14 protein-coding genes and 1 pseudogene are annotated in these 16,737 nt (G+C 73.9%); 9 read left to right on the top strand and 6 right to left on the bottom strand.

Annotated elements, in window-relative coordinates; all coding sequences use genetic code 11:
• Window positions 1–64 precede the first annotated feature (64 nt).
• The 6 genes from J3P32_RS07650 to J3P32_RS07625 form a co-directional block, all read right to left on the bottom strand.
• Complete coding sequence (locus J3P32_RS07650) at window positions 65–1,093, bottom strand: hypothetical protein (protein WP_210439221.1); 1,029 nt, start codon at window positions 1,091–1,093, stop codon at window positions 65–67.
• Between the two features lie 34 nt (window positions 1,094–1,127).
• Window positions 1,128–1,679, bottom strand: coding sequence for an RNA polymerase sigma factor (locus J3P32_RS07645; protein WP_210439220.1), 552 nt, complete (start codon window positions 1,677–1,679; stop codon window positions 1,128–1,130).
• Between the two features lie 58 nt (window positions 1,680–1,737).
• The gene (locus J3P32_RS07640) at window positions 1,738–2,469 is read right to left on the bottom strand and encodes an anti-sigma factor (RefSeq protein ID WP_210439219.1); all 732 of its coding nucleotides are present in this window, start codon (window positions 2,467–2,469) and stop codon (window positions 1,738–1,740) included.
• Window positions 2,466–3,080: an ECF RNA polymerase sigma factor SigK gene (gene sigK, locus J3P32_RS07635; protein ID WP_210439218.1), complete on the bottom strand. Its 615-nt coding sequence runs from the start codon at window positions 3,078–3,080 to the stop codon at window positions 2,466–2,468. The genes J3P32_RS07640 and sigK overlap by 4 nt, the downstream gene beginning before the upstream one ends.
• 25 nt (window positions 3,081–3,105) lie before the next feature.
• Entirely contained in the window at window positions 3,106–3,774 is a 669-nt protein-coding gene (locus J3P32_RS07630) for a fasciclin domain-containing protein (protein WP_210439217.1), read from the bottom strand.
• Between the two features lie 149 nt (window positions 3,775–3,923).
• Window positions 3,924–5,465 (bottom strand): molybdopterin-dependent oxidoreductase, encoded by a 1,542-nt coding sequence (locus J3P32_RS07625; RefSeq protein WP_210439216.1) that lies wholly within the window; start codon window positions 5,463–5,465, stop codon window positions 3,924–3,926.
• A gap of 73 nt (window positions 5,466–5,538) precedes the next feature.
• On the opposite strand from J3P32_RS07625, the gene J3P32_RS07620 reads away from it, so the two are divergent.
• The 9 genes and pseudogenes from J3P32_RS07620 to J3P32_RS18445 all read left to right on the top strand — a co-directional run bounded on the left by J3P32_RS07620 (window position 5,539) and on the right by J3P32_RS18445 (window position 16,730).
• Window positions 5,539–6,291: an enoyl-CoA hydratase-related protein gene (locus J3P32_RS07620; protein ID WP_307861616.1), complete on the top strand. Its 753-nt coding sequence runs from the start codon at window positions 5,539–5,541 to the stop codon at window positions 6,289–6,291.
• Between the two features lie 42 nt (window positions 6,292–6,333).
• Window positions 6,334–6,762, top strand: coding sequence for a hypothetical protein (locus tag J3P32_RS07615; RefSeq protein ID WP_307861615.1), 429 nt, complete (start codon window positions 6,334–6,336; stop codon window positions 6,760–6,762).
• Between the two features lie 180 nt (window positions 6,763–6,942).
• Entirely contained in the window at window positions 6,943–9,120 is a 2,178-nt protein-coding gene (locus tag J3P32_RS07610) for a HelD family protein (protein ID WP_210439214.1), read from the top strand.
• 133 nt (window positions 9,121–9,253) lie between these two features.
• On the top strand, window positions 9,254–10,090 hold the full coding sequence (locus J3P32_RS07605; RefSeq protein WP_210439213.1) for a hypothetical protein: 837 nt from the start codon (window positions 9,254–9,256) through the stop codon (window positions 10,088–10,090).
• A gap of 2 nt (window positions 10,091–10,092) precedes the next feature.
• Window positions 10,093–11,034 (top strand): annotated as a pseudogene (locus J3P32_RS17765) (NAD-dependent epimerase/dehydratase family protein).
• A 54-nt stretch (window positions 11,035–11,088) separates the two neighbouring features.
• On the top strand, window positions 11,089–12,981 hold the full coding sequence (locus tag J3P32_RS07590; RefSeq protein ID WP_210439210.1) for an anthranilate synthase family protein: 1,893 nt from the start codon (window positions 11,089–11,091) through the stop codon (window positions 12,979–12,981).
• Window positions 12,982–13,245: 264 nt separating this feature from the next.
• On the top strand, window positions 13,246–14,820 hold the full coding sequence (locus tag J3P32_RS07585) for a sulfatase-like hydrolase/transferase (protein WP_210439209.1): 1,575 nt from the start codon (window positions 13,246–13,248) through the stop codon (window positions 14,818–14,820).
• 15 nt (window positions 14,821–14,835) lie between these two features.
• A complete protein-coding gene (locus J3P32_RS07580) occupies window positions 14,836–15,396 on the top strand; it encodes an anthranilate synthase component II (RefSeq protein ID WP_210439208.1) in 561 nt (186 codons plus the stop codon).
• A complete protein-coding gene (locus J3P32_RS18445) occupies window positions 15,393–16,730 on the top strand; it encodes an anthranilate synthase component I family protein (RefSeq protein ID WP_210439207.1) in 1,338 nt (445 codons plus the stop codon). The genes J3P32_RS07580 and J3P32_RS18445 overlap by 4 nt, the downstream gene beginning before the upstream one ends.
• The last annotated feature ends 7 nt before the right edge of the window (window positions 16,731–16,737 follow it).

Here is a 16,737-nt window from a genome sequence, read left to right as displayed (position 1 = left end):
ACGAACCTACGACACACCGACGACCGCGCCGCCCGGATGACGTGACGTCCGGATGGCCCGACGTCTAGAGGTCGCCGTCCCGGGCGGGCTGTCCCACGTGAGCGGGCTGGCTCGGCTGGCTCTGCTGGCTTTGCTGGCCGGACGGGGTCTGCTGGCCGGACGGGCCCTGCTGGCCGGACGAAGTCTGCTGGCCGGACGGGGTCTGCTGGCCCGGTTGGCTCTGCTGGCCCGACTGACCGGTCCTGTCCGGATCGGGCTCGGGCTTGGCGGGCTTGCCGGGCTTGTCGCGGTCCGGCTCGCCGATCAGGGCGACGCAGTAGTCGGCGACCCGCCCGGCGCCTCCGGCCGCGGCCGCGAGCGTCCGGAACGCGGCGCTGTCGAGGGGGGCGCCGCCGCGCTGGCTGGCCTGGTAGGCGCGGCAGAGCCCGCGCAGGTCGGGTGCCGGGGAGGGCGAGGTGGGGGAGGACGGCGTGGACGAGGTGGGTGCGGGCGAGGTCGGGGAGGACGCCGTGGGGGAGGACGGCGACGAGGGGGAGCCGGGGTCGGAGCCGCTGGGCGATCCCGGCCGGGTCGGGCTGGACGAGCCGTCGGGAGCGCCCGGTGAGGACGACCCGCTCGTCGGGCCACCGGTCGAGGGCTCGCTCGTCCCGTCACCGGGCCCTGAGGTCGAGCCGGACGTCGAGCCCGGCGTCGAGCCCGACGCCGAGCCGGACGTCGAGCGGGAGGGGGGCTCCGAGGCCGACTCCGACGTGCGCTCGAACGGCCCCGGCAGCAGCGGGACGTCGGCGACGTCCGCCAGCGCCAGGCCTCCCGAGACGAGGGCGACGACGGCCCCGGTGGCGACGACCGCGCGCGAGGCTGCCCGCCGGCGTGGGGCCGGTGCGGCCGGAGCAGCGGCCGGAGCGGCGGCCGAGGGGGTCGCTCGCGCCGCGCGGAAGGCGCCGAGGGCGGCCTCCTCGCCCGCGAGCTCCCGCGGGGTGCCCGGGCCGCGGGCGGCGCCGAGAGCCGCCCCGAGGGCGCTGCCGTGCTCCTCCGGGGCGTCGAGCAGGCGCTCGGCTTCGCGGCGGGACAGGCGAGGGTCGGGAGTGGTCATCTCACTCCTTTCAGCGTCTCGGTCATCACGGGTGTTACGCCTCCGGCGCCAGCTTCTTCGCCAGCTGCTTCAGGCCTCGGTGCGACGCCGCACGCACGGCGCCCGGTCGCTTCCCCAGGATGCGCGCAGTGGTGGGCGCGTCGAAGCCGAGCACGGTGCGCAGCATGATCGCCTCGGCCTGATCCCGCGGCAGCGAGCGGATGAGCTCCAGCGCCACCTCCGACCCCACCCGCGCGAGGGTGTCGCCCTCCACGTCGGTGACGTCGGGCAGGTCGACCAGTTCGTCGACGGGGCGCTCGGACACCGGTCGGCGGCGGCCGTGGCGCAGGTGGTCGAGCGCCCGGTGGCGGCCGATCGTGGTCATCCAGCCGCGGAACCCGTCGATGTCGCCGCGGAAGCGGTCGAGGTCGCGGACCGCCTGCGCCCACGCCTCGCTGGCGACGTCCTCCGCATCGTCCGGGCCGACCAGGACGGTCAGGTAGCGCAGCAGCGGGGGCTGCACGTGGCGGTAGACCAGGCGGAAAGCCGCCTCGTCCCCGTCCCGCAGGGCCTCGACCGCCCGGTCGAGGCCGCCCTCCCCAGCCACCCGCGCATTGTCACCCGCGGTCGGTCCCCACCGACAGGCTGCCCCCGGCGCGTGCCGGTCAGACGCCCTCGGTGAGGTCGAACAGCGCGATCGGGTCGCTGGTCGGCTGCTCGGAGCCGCCGTCCGGCTCGACGGTGATGCCGACCGCGATCGCCTCGGCGGCGGACCCGTCGAGGACGACGGTCTGGTCGGGGTCGTCGGGCATCAGGCCGGCCGGGACCATCTCCTCGTCGGGAGTCTGCAGCCAGAGCTCGTAGTCCTTGCCGTCGGGCGCCGCCACCATGTCCTCGGTGACGATGACCGCACGGTCCTCCGACCTCGACCGCACGACGGTCGCGCGCCCGGCCTCCCCGAGGTCGACGGAGACCTCCTGGGCGTCGGGAGCCTGCAGCACCTGCTCGGCGACGGTGAGCCGCGGAGCGTCGTCGCTCACCCAGGGGCGGGTCAGCGCCGCGCCGACGCCGAGAACGAGCGCGAGCGCCGCCGCGACCAGAAAGGGCATCCATCGCCGGCCCCGGTGCGTCGAGCCGGGTGCCTGCTCCGGCACCTCGGGCGGCAGGGGCCGCACCTGGGAGATGCCGGCCAGCACGGAGTCGCGCAGCGACGCGGGCGCCGGCGTGGCGACGGAGCCGGCGAGCAGGGCCGCGGTCTCCCGCAGCTCGGCGACCTCGGCACGGCAGTCGTCGCACCCGGCCAGGTGCTGCTCGAACCGGGCGCGCTCGAGGTCGTCGAGGGCGTCCAGGGCGTAGGCGCCCGTGAGCTTGTGCAGGTCACTCATGCGCTCGCTCATGACGCAACTCCCATCAGGTCTCGCAGGCGGATCAGTCCGTCGCGTATTCGTGTCTTCGCCGTGCCCAACGGGACGTCGAGCAGGGTGGCCACCTCGGTGTGGGTGTAGCCGCCGAAGTAGGTGAGCTCGACGGCCCGGCGCTGGACGTCGGTCAGGGTGGCGACCGCGCTGCGGACGCGCGCGGCGTCCAGCGAGGCGTGTGCCTCCTCGGCGGTCTGGTCGTGCTCGGTGGGTGCGGTCTCGCGGTTCCAGGTCTCGTCGCGCGCGGTCGCCGCCTCCACCGACCGGACCCGGTCGACCGCCTTGCGGTGGACGATCGTGAGCAGCCACCCGGCGGCGCTGCCCTTCGAGCGGTCGTACCTGGTGCTGGAGCGCCACGCGTCGAGGTAGGCCTCCTGGGCGACCTCCTCGGCGTGCGCCGGGTTGCGCACCACCCGCAGCGCGAGGCCGTACGCCCGCGCCGAGGTGGCGTCGTAGAACTCGGCGAAGGCGGCTTCGTCGCCGAGTCCTGCGCGGTGCAGCAGGTCGGCGAGCCGGGCGGCGTCGCCCGCGGACGGGACGCCCTGGGGCGTCCCGTCCGGTACGGGCCTCACGTGGTCCACGTCAGTCATCCTCGCAGTGCTCGCCGGTGCACGCTCACATCTGCGGCATCATCACCGAGTCGATGACGTACACGGTGGCGTTGGCGGTCTGCACGTTGCCGCAGACCACCGCGGCGCCCTCGGCGGTGAAGTCCTCCCCGGAGCCCTCGACGGTGATCATGTCGCCGGCGAGCGTCTCGTGCTCGCCCGCGACGTCCTCGGGGCTGAGGCGCTCGCCCACGACGTGGTGCGTCAGGACGGTGGTCAGCGCCTCCTTGTCGGCCAGCAGCGCCTTGAGGTCCTTCTTCGGGATCTGGGCGAACGCGTCGTCGGTCGGCGCGAAGACGGTGAGGTTCTCCGCCGAGTTCAGGGTGTCGACCAGACCGGCCTCGGTCACGGCGGCGACCAGCGTCTTGAGGAGGGGGTTGTTGGACGCGGCGGTGGCGACCGGGTCGTCGGCCATCCCCTCGACCGAGCCCTCGCCGGAGGTGGGGACACCGGCGCAGCCGGGACCGAACGGCGCGTCGGCGGCCATCGGCTCCTCGGACTCCATCGGCGACTCCGACTCCGTCGGGGTCTCGGACTCCGTGGTCTCGGACGTCTCGGAGCTGGTCGTGTCGGTGGCGGACGAGGCGTCCTCCTCGCTGCTGCAGGCAGCCAGGCTCATGGAGGCGGTCAGCGCGAGGGCGGCGATGCCCAGGGTGCGGGTGCGGAGCGTGTTCATGGCGTGTGCCTTTCGGTCGGGGGGATCGGTAGGCCGTGGGGGCCTGCTGTCGGGAGGTGTTCGGCGCCGGTCGGTCGGCGGATGGGTCGATTCCTCGGAAATCTCGACGAGAACCTCGACGGCACGTGCAGGTTCATGGGGGAAGCCGGTCAGGTGATGGAGACGGAGATCTCCTGCAGGCCGCTCGACCCCTCGGGGAACGGCGTCATCCGCACGTCCGACTGCACGTCGCCGTCCTTGTTGGTCGCCCGGCAGGCGATGAAGTGCTGGCCGGGCTCGGCGTCCCACTCGAGGTACCACTGCCGCCAGTAGTCGTCGTTCACCTGCGGGCCGAGCCGCGCGGGCCGCCAGGCCTCGCCGTCGACACGCACCTCGACCGTGTCGATGCCCACGCCCTGCGCCCAGGCGATCCCGCCGATGACGACCTTCCCGGCCGCGGTCCTCGACAGCGGCTTCGGCGTGTCGATCCGGCTGGAGATCTTGATCGGGGCGTCGGTCGCCCAGTCCCGCTCGGTCCAGTACGCCTGCTCGGCGTCGTACGTCGTGAGCGTCATCCGGCTGATCCACTTGCACGCGCTGACGAAGCCGTAGAGGCCGGGCACCACCATCCGCGCCGGGAACCCGTGCTCGCGGGGCAGGGGCCCGCCGTTCATCCCGATCGCGATCATCGCGTCGCGGCCGTCGAGGGCCACGGCGAGCGGCGTCGAGATCGTCATCCCGTCCACGTCGGTGGACAGCACCTGATCGGCCGCCGTGGCGCCGATGCCGGCCCGGTCCAGCACGTCGGCGAGCGGTACGCCGAGCCAGCGCGCGCCGCCGACGTACGGCCCGCCGACCTCGTTGGAGACGCAGGTGAGGGTGATGTCGCGCTCGATCGTGCGCATGCCGGCGAGGTCGTCGAAGGTGAGGGTGACCTCGCGCTCGACGTCGCCGTCGACGGTGAGGGTCCACGAGTCGACGTCGACGGCCGGCACGGTGAGCCGGGTGTCGACCCGGTAGAACTTCGCGGTGGGGGTGCGCAGCGGCGTGATGCCGGCGTACCGCTCCTCGAGGCCGGTGGGGAAGGACGACGCGGGGTCGGTGGCGGCCGGCAGCGCGACGTCGGTGCCGCCGAGGCGGTACGACGTCACCCACCGGCCGAGCGCCCCCATGGCCACCGCGGCCGCGGCGAGGCCGCCGGACGCCAGCACGACCCCGCGCCGACTCGGACCGTCGACCCCGGGCGACGGCTCCCCAGCGCCCCGGTCGTCCACACGGTGCAGCCACCACAGGGACGTGGCGCCGACGGCCGCGGCGACCAGGGCGGGTACGAGGTCCAGCGGCCCGGCGCCGGGCCGCAGGACGGCGAGCACGCCGGCGACGCCGGCGAGGCCCACGAGGAGGAGCAGCCCCACTGTCTCGAGCCGCGCCGCGACGACGCCGGCGAGCGCGGCGAGGACCAGCACGACGAGCGTCACCGAGCCGACGAGCACCAGCTTGTCGGCGGTGCCGAACTGCCGGATCGCCCACTCCTTGAGCGGCGTCATGGTGAGGTCGATGACCGTCGACCCGACCGCGAGCACCGGCGAGGCGGCGGGCACGGTCACCGCGGCCACGAGGTGCGCGGCGGCGAGGCCCACGAGGGTGGCCAGCACGCCGTACGCCGCGTGGCGGAGCGTGCGTGACCGGGACCGCGCGTCGGGGGTGTCCATGCGCGGTGTTCGGAGCGGCGGGCGCGGGAGATGGGTCGCGGGCGTGCCGCCGCGGTGCGGCAGGATGGCCGCCATGACCGACGCCCCCTCAGAGCTGGTCCGCTACGCGGTGGCGGACGCCGTCGCGACGATCACCCTCGACAGCCCGGCCAACCGCAACGCGCTGAGCCGCCGGCTGGTGAGCGGGCTGCTCGCCCACCTCGAGCGTGCCGGGGCCGACGACGAGGTGCGCGTGGTGCTGATCGAGAGCTCGGCCAAGGTCTTCTGCTCCGGCGCCGACCTCACCGAGGCGTCCACGGAGGGCATGGAGGTCGGTGCCCGCCGCATCGTCGACCTGCAGCGGCTGATCGCGACCCTGGACAAGCCGGTCGTCACCAAGAACCTCGGGGCGGTGCGGGCCGGGGGCATCGGGATCGTCGCGGCCGCCGACGTCGCGATCAGCGCCGACGACGCCACCTTCGCCCTCACCGAGGTCAAGCTCGGCCTCGCGGCGGCGATCATCAGCCTGACCGTCCACCACCGGATGACCCCCCGGGCCGCCGCCCTCGCCACCCTGGGCGGGGAGGTGTTCAGCGGCGCCGAGGCGGCGGCGTACGGACTGGTGACGAGGGCGGTGCCGGCTGACGCCCTCGACGACGAGGTGGCGGCGGTGTGCGCGAGCCTGGCGACCGGCACGGCCCAGGGCCTGCGCGAGTCGAAGCGGATCCTCAACCGCGACCTCGTCGCCCGGATCGACGAGCTGGGCGAGGAGATGGCCGCGACCAGCGCGCGCCTCTTCGCCTCCGAGGAGGCCCGTCAGGCGATGACCGCGTTCCTGGCACGGTAGTCCGGCTGCGTCGGCCGGGTCGTCGGGAGGAGAGGAGCAGCCGTGGACCTGTCCGATCCCGGGCCGTGGCTGCTGCTCGTCGCGGGCGTGCACCTCGGCTTCCAGGTGACCGTCGACCTGGTCGTCTACCCCGCGCTCGCCGAGGTGCCCGACGACCGGTGGGCCGAGGCCCACGCGCGGCACTCGCGGCGCATCACGCCCGTGGTCGCAGTGCTCTACCCGGCGCTGGTGGGGCTGCTCGGCTGGACGGCCGTGGCCGGACCGCTCGAGGCGGGCACGTGGATGGCGCTGCTCGGTGCCGCGGTGGCGGCGGGGACCACGGCGCTCGTCGCCGCACCCGCCCACCGGCGCCTGGCGTCCGCCCCGCCCGAGGAGCGACCGGCGCTCGTGCTGCGGCTGGTGCGCGCCGACCGCGTCCGGACGGCCGGGGCCGCCGTCTGCGCGCTCGGTGCCCTCCTGCTGGGCGCCTGAAGGGCCCCATCCGAGGCGGACCCGGCACCGAAGCACGACAGGGCCACGCCGGCTCGGTGACGGCGCACGGATCGGGGCCACGGAATGCCGGTAAGTCGGCGGTCGTGGGTGCCCGCCGGTACGCTTGTCGGTCTGCCCGCGGGAGGTGGGCACCGGGTGCACGGGGGATGAGGAGCAGGTGTGAGCGAGGAGCTCGAGGCGCGGGAGATCGCGGCGGAGCAGCAGTACGTCGACGAGGTCTACGTCCAGCTCGAGGCGTCGACGCGCAGCGCGCGGGCGCTGGCCGCGGAGGGCCACAGCCGCGGCAAGCTCGAGCACGAGGGGGGCCTCGTCGAGCGCGACGCCATGGTCTTCCAGGCCGCCAAGCGCATCGCCCAGCTCGACGCCGCCCACGAGGGGCTGGTGTTCGGCCGCCTGGACCTCGACCCCTCGATCGACCCGCAGCCGCGCTACATCGGCCGCATCGGCGTGCGCAACGAGGACCGCGACGTCCTGCTCATCGACTGGCGCGCGCCGGCCGCCGGGGTCTTCTACCAGGCGACGGCCGCCAGCCCGTCGGGCGTCGTGCGTCGTCGCGTGCTGCGCTCGCAGCACCGCACGGTCATCGGGGTCGAGGACGAGCTGCTCGACGACCAGGTCGAGACCGACCTGCCGATCGTCGGCGAGGGTGCGCTGATGGCGCAGCTCTCGCGGGCCCGCGACCGCTCCATGCACTCGATCGTCGCGACGATCCAGGCCGAGCAGGACAAGGCGATCCGGGCCCCTGGCAAGGGTGTCGTGTCGATCTCGGGCGGACCGGGCACCGGCAAGACCGTGGTGGCGCTGCACCGGGCGGCCTTCCTCCTCTACTCCGACCGCCGGCGCTACGAGGGTGGCGGCGTGCTGGTCGTCGGACCCAGCGGCGTCTTCATGCGCTACATCGAACGGGTGCTGCCCAGCCTGGGCGAGACCGCCGTCGCGCTGCGCTCGCTCGGCGAGGTCGTGGGCGGTGTCCGCGCGACCCGCCACGACGAGCCGGCGGTCGCCGACGTCAAGGGCGCCACCACGATGGCCGAGCTGATGCGGCGCACCGCTCGCCAGCACGCCCCCGGCGCCCCCACCAGCTTCCGCATCTACTGGCGCGACGAGACGATCGTGCTCGACCCGGGGCTGCTCGGCCGGCTGCGGCGCCAGCTCCTGTCCCAGGGCCGGCGCAACCGCCAGCTGCCGCGGGTGGCCCGCACCCTCCTCGACGCCATGTGGCGCCAGGTCACCGGCGAGCGCGGCCGGGAGCGGGGCCGCGAGGCCTTCGACGACGACATGCTCGGCCACGAGGGGTTCGTCGAGTTCGCCAGTGCCTGGTGGCCGCCGCTCGACGCCCCGACCGTGTTCCGCTGGCTGCGCGACCCCGAGTTCCTGGCTCGCGTCGGCGAGGGCGTGGTGACCCGCGAGGAGCAGCTGCTGCTTCTGAAGTCGTGGGACGCGGCGGACCTGTCCATCGAGGACGTGCCGCTGCTCGACGAGCTGCGCTACGCCCTCGGCGACGTCCCGCAGCGCACCGACGACGAGCGCGACCTCGACGAGACCGGACTGCTCGAGGGCGGCATCGACCTGCAGGAGATCACGACCGTCTCCGAGCGTGACTACGCGCCGGGCGGGCGCCAGTGGGCACCGCCGACGCACCGCATCGAGGACGACGGCTACGCCCACGTCCTCATCGACGAGGCGCAGGACCTCACGCCCATGCAGTGGCGGATGGTCGGCCGTCGCGGCCGCACCGCGAGCTGGACGATCGTCGGCGACCCGGCGCAGTCGTCGTGGCCCGACGCCCCCGAGGCCGCGGCCGCGCGCGCGGAGGCGCTGGAGGGCAAGGAGCTCCACGAGTTCCACCTGTCCACCAACTACCGCAACTCCGCGGAGATCTACGCCTTCGCGGCCGACTACGCCCAGCGCGTCGGCCTCGACGCCGACCTGCCCGACGCCGTACGCCGCACCGGCGAGGAGCCGACGGTCGTCGGTCCCGTCGACGACCTCGAGGCCGCCGTGCGCGAGGCCGTCACGACGATCGCCGGCCGGGTCGAGGGCACCGTCGGCATCGTGGTGCCCGTCGCCCGGCGCTCGGAGGTCAACGCCTGGCTCGCCTCGTGGCCCGAGCTCGCCGAGGACGCGCCCGGTGCGCGCGCCGCCGTCGACTCGCGGGTGACCCCGAGCGGCGAGGACCGCGTCGTCGTGCTGACCGGCCTCGACACCAAGGGCCTGGAGTTCGACGGCATCGTCGTGGTGTCCCCGCAGGAGATCGAGGACGAGTCGGCGACCGGCCGCGCCACCCTCTACGTCGTCCTGACCCGCGCGACGCAGCTGCTGACCACCGTCGGCTGAGGCCTGCACCCGTGGGCGGGGAGCGTGCCGGCTCGGGGCCGTGCGCCCGCCTCGTACGATGGGCGGCGACCGACGCAGGACCCGCTCGTGCCGACAGCTGGGGAGGCTGATGCACCGCCTACGCCGTCCGGACGTGGGACGGCCGGCCCTGCTCGTGTGGGCGTTGCTCCTGGCGGTGGCGTTGGTCGTCGCGCCCGCCTCGGGGATCGGGACCGGACCCGACGTCTCGGCTCCTCCGCGCGGTGACTCCCGCGGCGCCGACCCCGCGTCGCCCCGACTCTGGGAGCGGGTGTTCTTCGACGGCTTCGACGGACCGGCCGGCGCCTCGCCGGAGCAGTGGCACAGCATGGTGGGGTTCAACGGCGCTGCCCAGACCGGTCAGGGCCAGCTCGACGTCGGCCACCTCTCGCAGGTGCGCACCCACGAGGGGTGGACGCTGCCGGTCGGGACCCGCGTACGGGCGACCGTCAGTCTCATGATGCCCGACACCGGCACCAACTACGCCGCCTTATGGCTGCAGCACCCCAACGGCGCGGAGCCACGGGAGATCGACGTGATCGAGAGCTACGGACCCCTCAAGCCGACGGGCGCCCAGGTCGGCTCGCACATCTGCTACGACGAGATGGTCGGCGTCGGCACGGAGGCCTGTGAGGTCTCGGGCATGCCGGCCGAGCTGTGGCCGGTGTCGCACGCCTTCCCCGCCGGGGCGGAGCCCTGGAACGCCTACTGGCAGTACGCCGCCGAGTTCACCATCGGCGCCGACACGGTGCAGTACTCGGCCGCGGACGGCGGGGGCCAGCGGCTCTACAGCGTCACCTCCACCCCCGACCCCCGGCGCGTGCCCAGCGACACGGTGCCCTTCCACCTGCGGCTGTCGAACAAGGACGTCGAGCCCCAGCACGCCCTGCCCGGCGGAGAGCGCCACAGCATGCTCGTGGACTGGGTCAGCGTCGAGGTGAAGCACCCGTAGACGTGGAGCGGTCGGGACCGGTAAGACTGCCGGAGTCGGTCGACCTGCGGGTCGGCGACGTGACGAGCGCCGACGACCTCGACGCCGTCGTGGCCGACCTGCGGCCCGACACCGTCGTCCACCTCGCGGCGGAGACGGGCACCGCGCAGTCGCTCTCCGAGAGCACCCGCCACGGCATGGTCAACGTCGTCGGCATCACCCAGCTGCTGGACTCGCTCACCCGCGCCGGCCACGTGCCGAGCCACGTCGTGCTCACCAGCTCGCGCGCCGTCTACGGCGAGGGCGTGTGGCGCAACATCGACGGCTCGACGTTCCAGCCCGGCCTGCGCACCCACGTCCAGCTCGAGGCGGGGAGGTGAGACCACGGCGACGGCGCCGCCAACGTGCCGAACACCGTCGCCGGCACCCATCCGAACCCCGTCAACGTCTACGGCGCGACCAAGCTCGCGCAGGAGCACATCCTCTCGGCGTGGACCGGCTCGCACGACACCCGGTTGTCGATCCTGCGCCTGCAGAACGTCTACGGCCCGCGCCAGTCGCTGTCCAATCCCTACACCGGCATCGTGTCGCTGTTCTCCCGGCTGGCCCGCGAGGGGCGGTCCATCCCGCTCTACGAGGACGGCGAGATCACCCGCGACTTCGTCCACGTCGACGACGTGGTCGGCGCAATCGCCGCGGCCATGGCCCACAAGCCCGCCGACCACGTCCGCACCGTCGACGTCGGCAGCGGGGTGCGCACGACCATCGGTGACCTGGCGCGCGAGATCGCGGCCTACCACTCGGCGCCGGAGCCGCACGTCACCGGCCAGTGCCGCGACGGCGACGTCCGTCACGCGTCGTGCGACGTCGAGGTCACGCTGCGCAAGCTCGACTGGCAGCCGCGGGTCAGCCTCCGCGAGGGCGTCGCCGGACTGCAGGAGTGGATCGCCACCCAGCTGGGCTGACCCGGGCTGAGACGCCCGCCGGAGCGTCGACCCCACCGCCGTAGGGTGCTGCGCATGGCCCAGACCCCAACCGTCCGCGACCTCCTGGAGCAGGCCCAGGGGTACGGCGCGTGGGCGGTCATCCGCCGCAAGGCCGCACCGACCGCGGGGATCGTCGGCGGCACGCCGCACGAGGTGGCCTCGCTCCTCGACATCCCGCTCGAGACCGGGGTCCCCGACCCCGGTCGCAGCGCCGACCGGCTCGTGGCCGTCCCGTTCCGCCAGGTCCGCGAGCGGGGCTTCGCGGCCATCGACGACGGGACACCGCTGACGGTGGTCGACATCGAGGCCGAGCACGAGGTCTCGGTCGACGACCTGCTCGCCGCGCTGCCGGACGTCCCCGTGGAGTTCGCGGACCGCGGCGGGTTCGCGACCAGCGACGACGACTACGGCGACGTCGTCGAGGCGATCATCCGCGACGAGATCGGGCAGGGCGAGGGCGCGAACCTCGTCATCGGCCGGCACTACCGTGCCGTCGTCGCCGACTGGGACGCCACGAAGGCCCTCACGGTGCTGCGTCGGCTGCTCGAGCGGGAGCGGGGGGCGTACTGGACCTTCTGCTTCTACACCGGCGAGCGCTTCCTCATCGGCGCGAGCCCGGAGCGGCACGTGTCGGTGCGCTCCGGCGACGTGCGCATGAACCCGATCTCGGGGACGTTCCGCGTGGCCGGGCACGGCGACGGACTCAAGGACCGCCTCCTGGAGTTCCTGGCCGACGAGAAGGAGATCTTCGAGCTCTTCATGGTCGTCGACGAGGAGCTCAAGATGATGTGCGACATCTGCCAGGAGGGCGGGCAGGTGCTCGGCCCGTTCCTCAAGCCGATGACCCACCTCATCCACACCGAGTACCTCCTCGCCGGCCGCTCGGACCGCGACCACCGCGAGATCCTGCGCGACACGATGTTCGCCGCGACGGTGACCGGTGCGCCGGTCGAGAACGCCTGCCGGCTGATCGCCGACTACGAGCCCGAGGGCCGCGGCTACTACGGCGCCGCCCTCGCGCTCTTCGGGCGCGCACCCGACGGCACGCCCACCATGGACAGCCCGATCCTCATCCGCACCGCCGACGTCTCCCCCGCGGGCGAGCTCAAGGTGACCGCCGGAGCGACGCTGGTGCGTGACTCCGACGCGGCGTACGAGGTGGCGGAGACCCGGGCGAAGGCAGGCGGGATCCTCAGCGCCTTCGGCCTCGCGCCGGCGGCGTCCTCCGACGGCACGGACATCGCCGAGCTCGCACGGGACGAGGACGTGGTGCTGGCACTGGGGTCGCGCAACCAGCGGCTGTCGCGCTTCTGGCTGACCGACCAGGCCGGCGAGCCCGCGGACCCCGGGCTGGCGGGCCGCGAGGTGGTGATCCTGCACGGCGAGGACGACTTCGTGAACATGCTCGTCCACGTGTTCGGGGTCTTCGGGATGACCTCCCGCGTGCTGCGCCACGAGGACTACGCCCCGGACGCCTTCGACGGCGCCGACCTGGTGGTCGTCGGCCCCGGACCCGGCGACCCGCGGGAGGGCGACCACCCCAAGATCGCGGCGTTCCGGCGGGCCGTCGACGACCTGCTGGCGTCGGCCCGGCCGTTCCTCGCGGTCTGCCTGGGGCACCAGACCCTCTGCGACCGGCTCGGGCTCGAGCTCGGCTACAAGGACGTGGTCTTCCAGGGGACGCAGTCGCCGGTGCGCATCGACGGCCGCACCGAGCGGGTCGGCTTCTACAACACCTTCGTGGGCCGGGTGCCCGACGGCGTCGCGCTGCCCGACGGCGTACGCGTGGAGGCCGACGAGGCGACCGGCGACATCCATGCGGTCGTCGGCCCGCACTACCGCGGCATCCAGTTCCATGCCGAGTCGATCCTCACCGAGCACGGCTACGACCTGCTCCACGAGGCGGTGCGCGACCTGCTCACCTGATCGTGCACACTGACCTCGAGCCGCAGGCTGGACGTCCATTCCAGCGGGGGAGGCAACCGAACCGGGGCGCACCGCGTCACCCTTGGTAGCCAGCTCGACACGACCGGGGGAGCAGTGCGGAACTTCAAGGGAGCATGGGCCGGCGTCTGCCTGCTGGCCCTGATGGCCTGTGGCGCCGGCGGCGCGGGCACGGGCGCAGGAACGGCGGCGGGCGACGGACCGCCACGGCCGGGTGGCGGGGACCCGCCGGCCGCGGCGAGGGCCGTGTCGACGGTCGCGGACCTGCGGGCCGCCGCGGCGCCGGCCGAGCGGCCCAACATCGTCGTGGTGATGCTCGACGACTTCTCGATGGACCTCGTGCAGACGATGCGGTCGGTGCAGACGATGCGCAGGAGCGGAGCCAGCTATCCGTACTCCTTCGTCACCGACTCGCTGTGCTGCGTGTCGCGGTCGAGCTTCTTCACCGGGCAGTACCCGCACCAGACCGGGGTGCGCACCAACACCTCGCACGGCGGCTCGGCGATGCTCGGCGGCTGGCCCGCCTACGACACCCACGGCAACCCCGAGCGCGCCTTCAACGTGCGGCTGCAGCAGGCCGGCTACCACACGGCGTTCGTCGGCAAGTTCCTCAACGAGTACGAGTGGCAGCCCGGCCGGGCGCTGCCGCCGGTCGTGCCGGGCTGGACGACGTTCAACACGGTGTTCGGGTCGGCCTACGACGGCTGGGACTTCGCGAGCACCACCCTGCGCGACCAGCGGCTCCAGCTGGTGCAGCACCCGGCGCCGCCGGCGAGCGCGAGCGACCGTGCCAAGGACAAGGCGTACGCCGGTGCGGTCATCGGCGACCTGGCCATGGACCTCATCGCCGACCGGGAGGCCTCGGACGCCCCGTACTTCCTCGAGGTGGCGCTCTACGCCCCGCACAACCGCACCAACCCGCAGCCGCACTACGCCGGCGACCCGCTCTTCCCCCCGATGTTCCGGGACCGCACCGGGCGGCGCGGCTGCGGGCGCGTCGCCTGCCGCAAGCTCACCGTCGACGACCTGCCCGGCTTCCGCGACGCCCGCAAGGACAACCGGCCGCGCCTGGCCGACGGCAGGCCGGCGCGGGCGTGGAACACGGTGCGCACGCTCGCCGCGCCGCTCGCGGTGCGCGACCTGCGCGACCGCGCCCGGATGGCACGTTCGGCCGACCGCCTGGTGCAGCGGATCCTCCGCGGCGTGGGTCCCGACACCTACGTCGTGCTCACCTCCGACAACGGGTTCCACCTCGGCCAGAACGGCATGGGCCGCGGCAAGGGCACGCCGTACGACACCGACGCCCGGGTCCCCCTGCTCGTCACCGGCCCCGGGGTGGTGCCCGGCGCGCGCAAGGAGGTCACCAGCAACATCGACCTCGCGCCCACCTTCGAGGAGCTCGCCGGGCTCGCCCCGGTGCCCTACCGCAGCGGGCTCTCGCTGGTGCCGACGCTGACCGACCCCCGGCTGGTGCGCCAGTCCCACGCCTTCCTCGAGCACACCCAGCAGACGCTCACCGGCGGTGACCCCGACGCGGCGTTCAGCGGCTCCGAGCTGGACCGCATCCCGTCGTTCACGGCCGTGCGGAGCCGGACGGGCCTGCTCGCGCGCTTCGACCTCGACCCGCGGCGCGACCAGGTGGTGTGGGGCTACGAGTTCTACAGCTACCAGCGCCACAGGTGGGAGGAGCGCAACACCTTCGCGAGCAGGAAGCACCGCGACGAGGTCGCGGCCCTGATGGCGAAGCTCGCCGTCTTCGACACCTGTCGCGAGAGCGGGGACCAGCCGGTGTCCGCGGCGTGTCGCGGAGTCCGTCGCTAGGACTAGCCTCGCGGCGTGACGCCGGACGTGATCGTGGTCGACCACCACGACTCCTACACGTGGAACCTCGTGCACCTGGTGGCTCGCGTGACCGGGGTGCTGCCGCGGGTGGTCCAGCACGACGAGGTGACGGCCGCCGACGTGCTGCGGCACTCCCACGTGGTGCTGTCACCGGGCCCGGGGCACCCGGGGTCGCCCGCGGACTTCACCGTCGGCACCGCGGTGCTGCGCGACGGGTCCCGGCCGGTGCTCGGCGTGTGCCTGGGCATGCAGGGCCTGGTGGCGGCGTACGGCGGCACGGTGGAGCGGCTGCCCCCGGCGCACGGGGAGGTCGCGTCCGTGCGCCACGACGGCCGCGGGGTGTTCGCCGGGCTGCCGCAGGGGTTCGCGGCGGTGCGCTACCACTCGCTGGGCGCGCTCGAGCTGCCCGACGACCTCGTCGCGACGGCGTGGAGCGAGGACGGCGTCGTGATGGGCGTCCGCCACCGCGACCTGCCGCTGCACGGGGTGCAGTTCCACCCCGAGTCGGTCCTGTCGTCGCACGGCGACGACCTCGTGCGGAACTTCCTGTCGTGACGGACCCGGTCGCCTTCTTCCGCGACGTCGCCGCCCGCCACGCGCGCTGCTTCTGGCTCGACGGGGGCGGCGCGCGCGAGTGGTCGGGCCGGCGCTCGATCATCGGCTGGCTCGACCCCGACGACGTCTCGCTGTCGTGGTCCGCGACGACCCGCGAGGTGACCGAGCACGCCCGTGGGTCCGCGACGGTCGTCGGCGACGACGTCTTCACGGTGCTCGGCGAACGGATCCGCGCGGGGGAGCAGTGGTTCGGCTACCTCGGGTACGCCGCCCGCACCGACCTGCCCGCCACCCCCGACCCGTTGCTGCCCGACGCGGTGTGGATGCGGCCCCGGGCCGTGCGGGTGTTCGAGCACGCGGTCGCCGCTCCGTCCCGCCCGCCCCAGGATCCCCCCGATTCCCCTGATCCCCCGCTTACCCGGGGGATTGCGAACTTCAGGGGGCCTGCACACCCAGGGAAGTTCACGCAGACCCCAGGAAGTCCGCAGGCTCGGCCCTCGGCGCCGCCCGCCATGTCCGCACCTCCCGCCGAGTACGCCGACGCCTTCGCCCGCGTGCAGGAGCACCTCCACGCCGGTAACTCCTACGAGGTCAACCTCACCCACCGCCTGACCCGCACCTCCCACCTCGACCCGGTGACGGCGTACCTCCGCCTGCGCCGGCTCAACCCCGCGCCGTACTCCGGCTTCCTCCAGCACGACGTCGCGGGCGCGCGCGCCTGGCTGCTCAGCAGCTCGCCGGAGAGGTACGCCCTCGTGAGCGCCGACCGGCACCTCGAGACCAAGCCGATCAAGGGCACGACCCCGCGCGGCGCGTCGCCGGAGGAGGACCGTGCGCACCGCGACCGGCTGGCGAGCGACCCCAAGACGCGCGCGGAGAACCTGATGATCGTCGACCTGCTGCGCAACGACCTCTCGATGGTCTGCGAGGTCGGCAGCGTGGAGGTGCCGGCGCTGATGCAGGTCGAGACCTACGAGTCGGTCCACCAGCTGGTCTCGACCGTCCGCGGCCGCCTGCGCGACGACGTCAGCACCGTCGCGGCGCTGCGGACGCTGTTCCCCGCCGGCTCGATGACGGGTGCGCCCAAGCTGCGCACCATGCAGGTCGTCGAGGAGGTTGAGTCGACGCCGCGGGGCGTGTACGCCGGCGCCTTCGGCTGGATCAGCGGCGACGGCCCCGCCGACCTGGGGGTCGTCATCCGCTCCCTCACCACCGACGGCAGCGGGACCTGGTCGCTCGGCACCGGCGGTGGCATCACCGTGAGGTCCGACCTCGCCGAGGAGTGGGCCGAGTCGCAGTGGAAGGCAGAGCGGCTGCTGCGCGTCTTCGACTGAGTCGAGT

This window comes from Nocardioides xinjiangensis, assembly GCF_017916385.1.
Lineage (GTDB): Bacteria > Actinomycetota > Actinomycetes > Propionibacteriales > Nocardioidaceae > Nocardioides > Nocardioides xinjiangensis.
The sequence above is the reverse complement of the archived record's forward strand: the minus strand, read 5'-3'. Positions and strand labels throughout refer to the sequence as shown.

Bases quoted from the DNA above. Each gene is read 5' to 3' on its own strand.
- J3P32_RS07650 (WP_210439221.1), bottom strand. From the start codon at position 1,093: ATGACCACTCCCGACCCTCGCCTGTCCCGCCGCGAAGCCGAGCGCCTG.
- J3P32_RS07640 (WP_210439219.1), bottom strand. From the start codon at position 2,469: ATGAGCGAGCGCATGAGTGACCTGCACAAGCTCACGGGCGCCTACGCC.
- sigK (WP_210439218.1), bottom strand. From the start codon at position 3,080: ATGACTGACGTGGACCACGTGAGGCCCGTACCGGACGGGACGCCCCAG.
- J3P32_RS07630 (WP_210439217.1), bottom strand. From the start codon at position 3,774: ATGAACACGCTCCGCACCCGCACCCTGGGCATCGCCGCCCTCGCGCTG.
- J3P32_RS07625 (WP_210439216.1), bottom strand. From the start codon at position 5,465: ATGGACACCCCCGACGCGCGGTCCCGGTCACGCACGCTCCGCCACGCG.
- J3P32_RS07620 (WP_307861616.1), top strand. From the start codon at position 5,539: ATGACCGACGCCCCCTCAGAGCTGGTCCGCTACGCGGTGGCGGACGCC.
- J3P32_RS07590 (WP_210439210.1), top strand. From the start codon at position 11,089: ATGGCCCAGACCCCAACCGTCCGCGACCTCCTGGAGCAGGCCCAGGGG.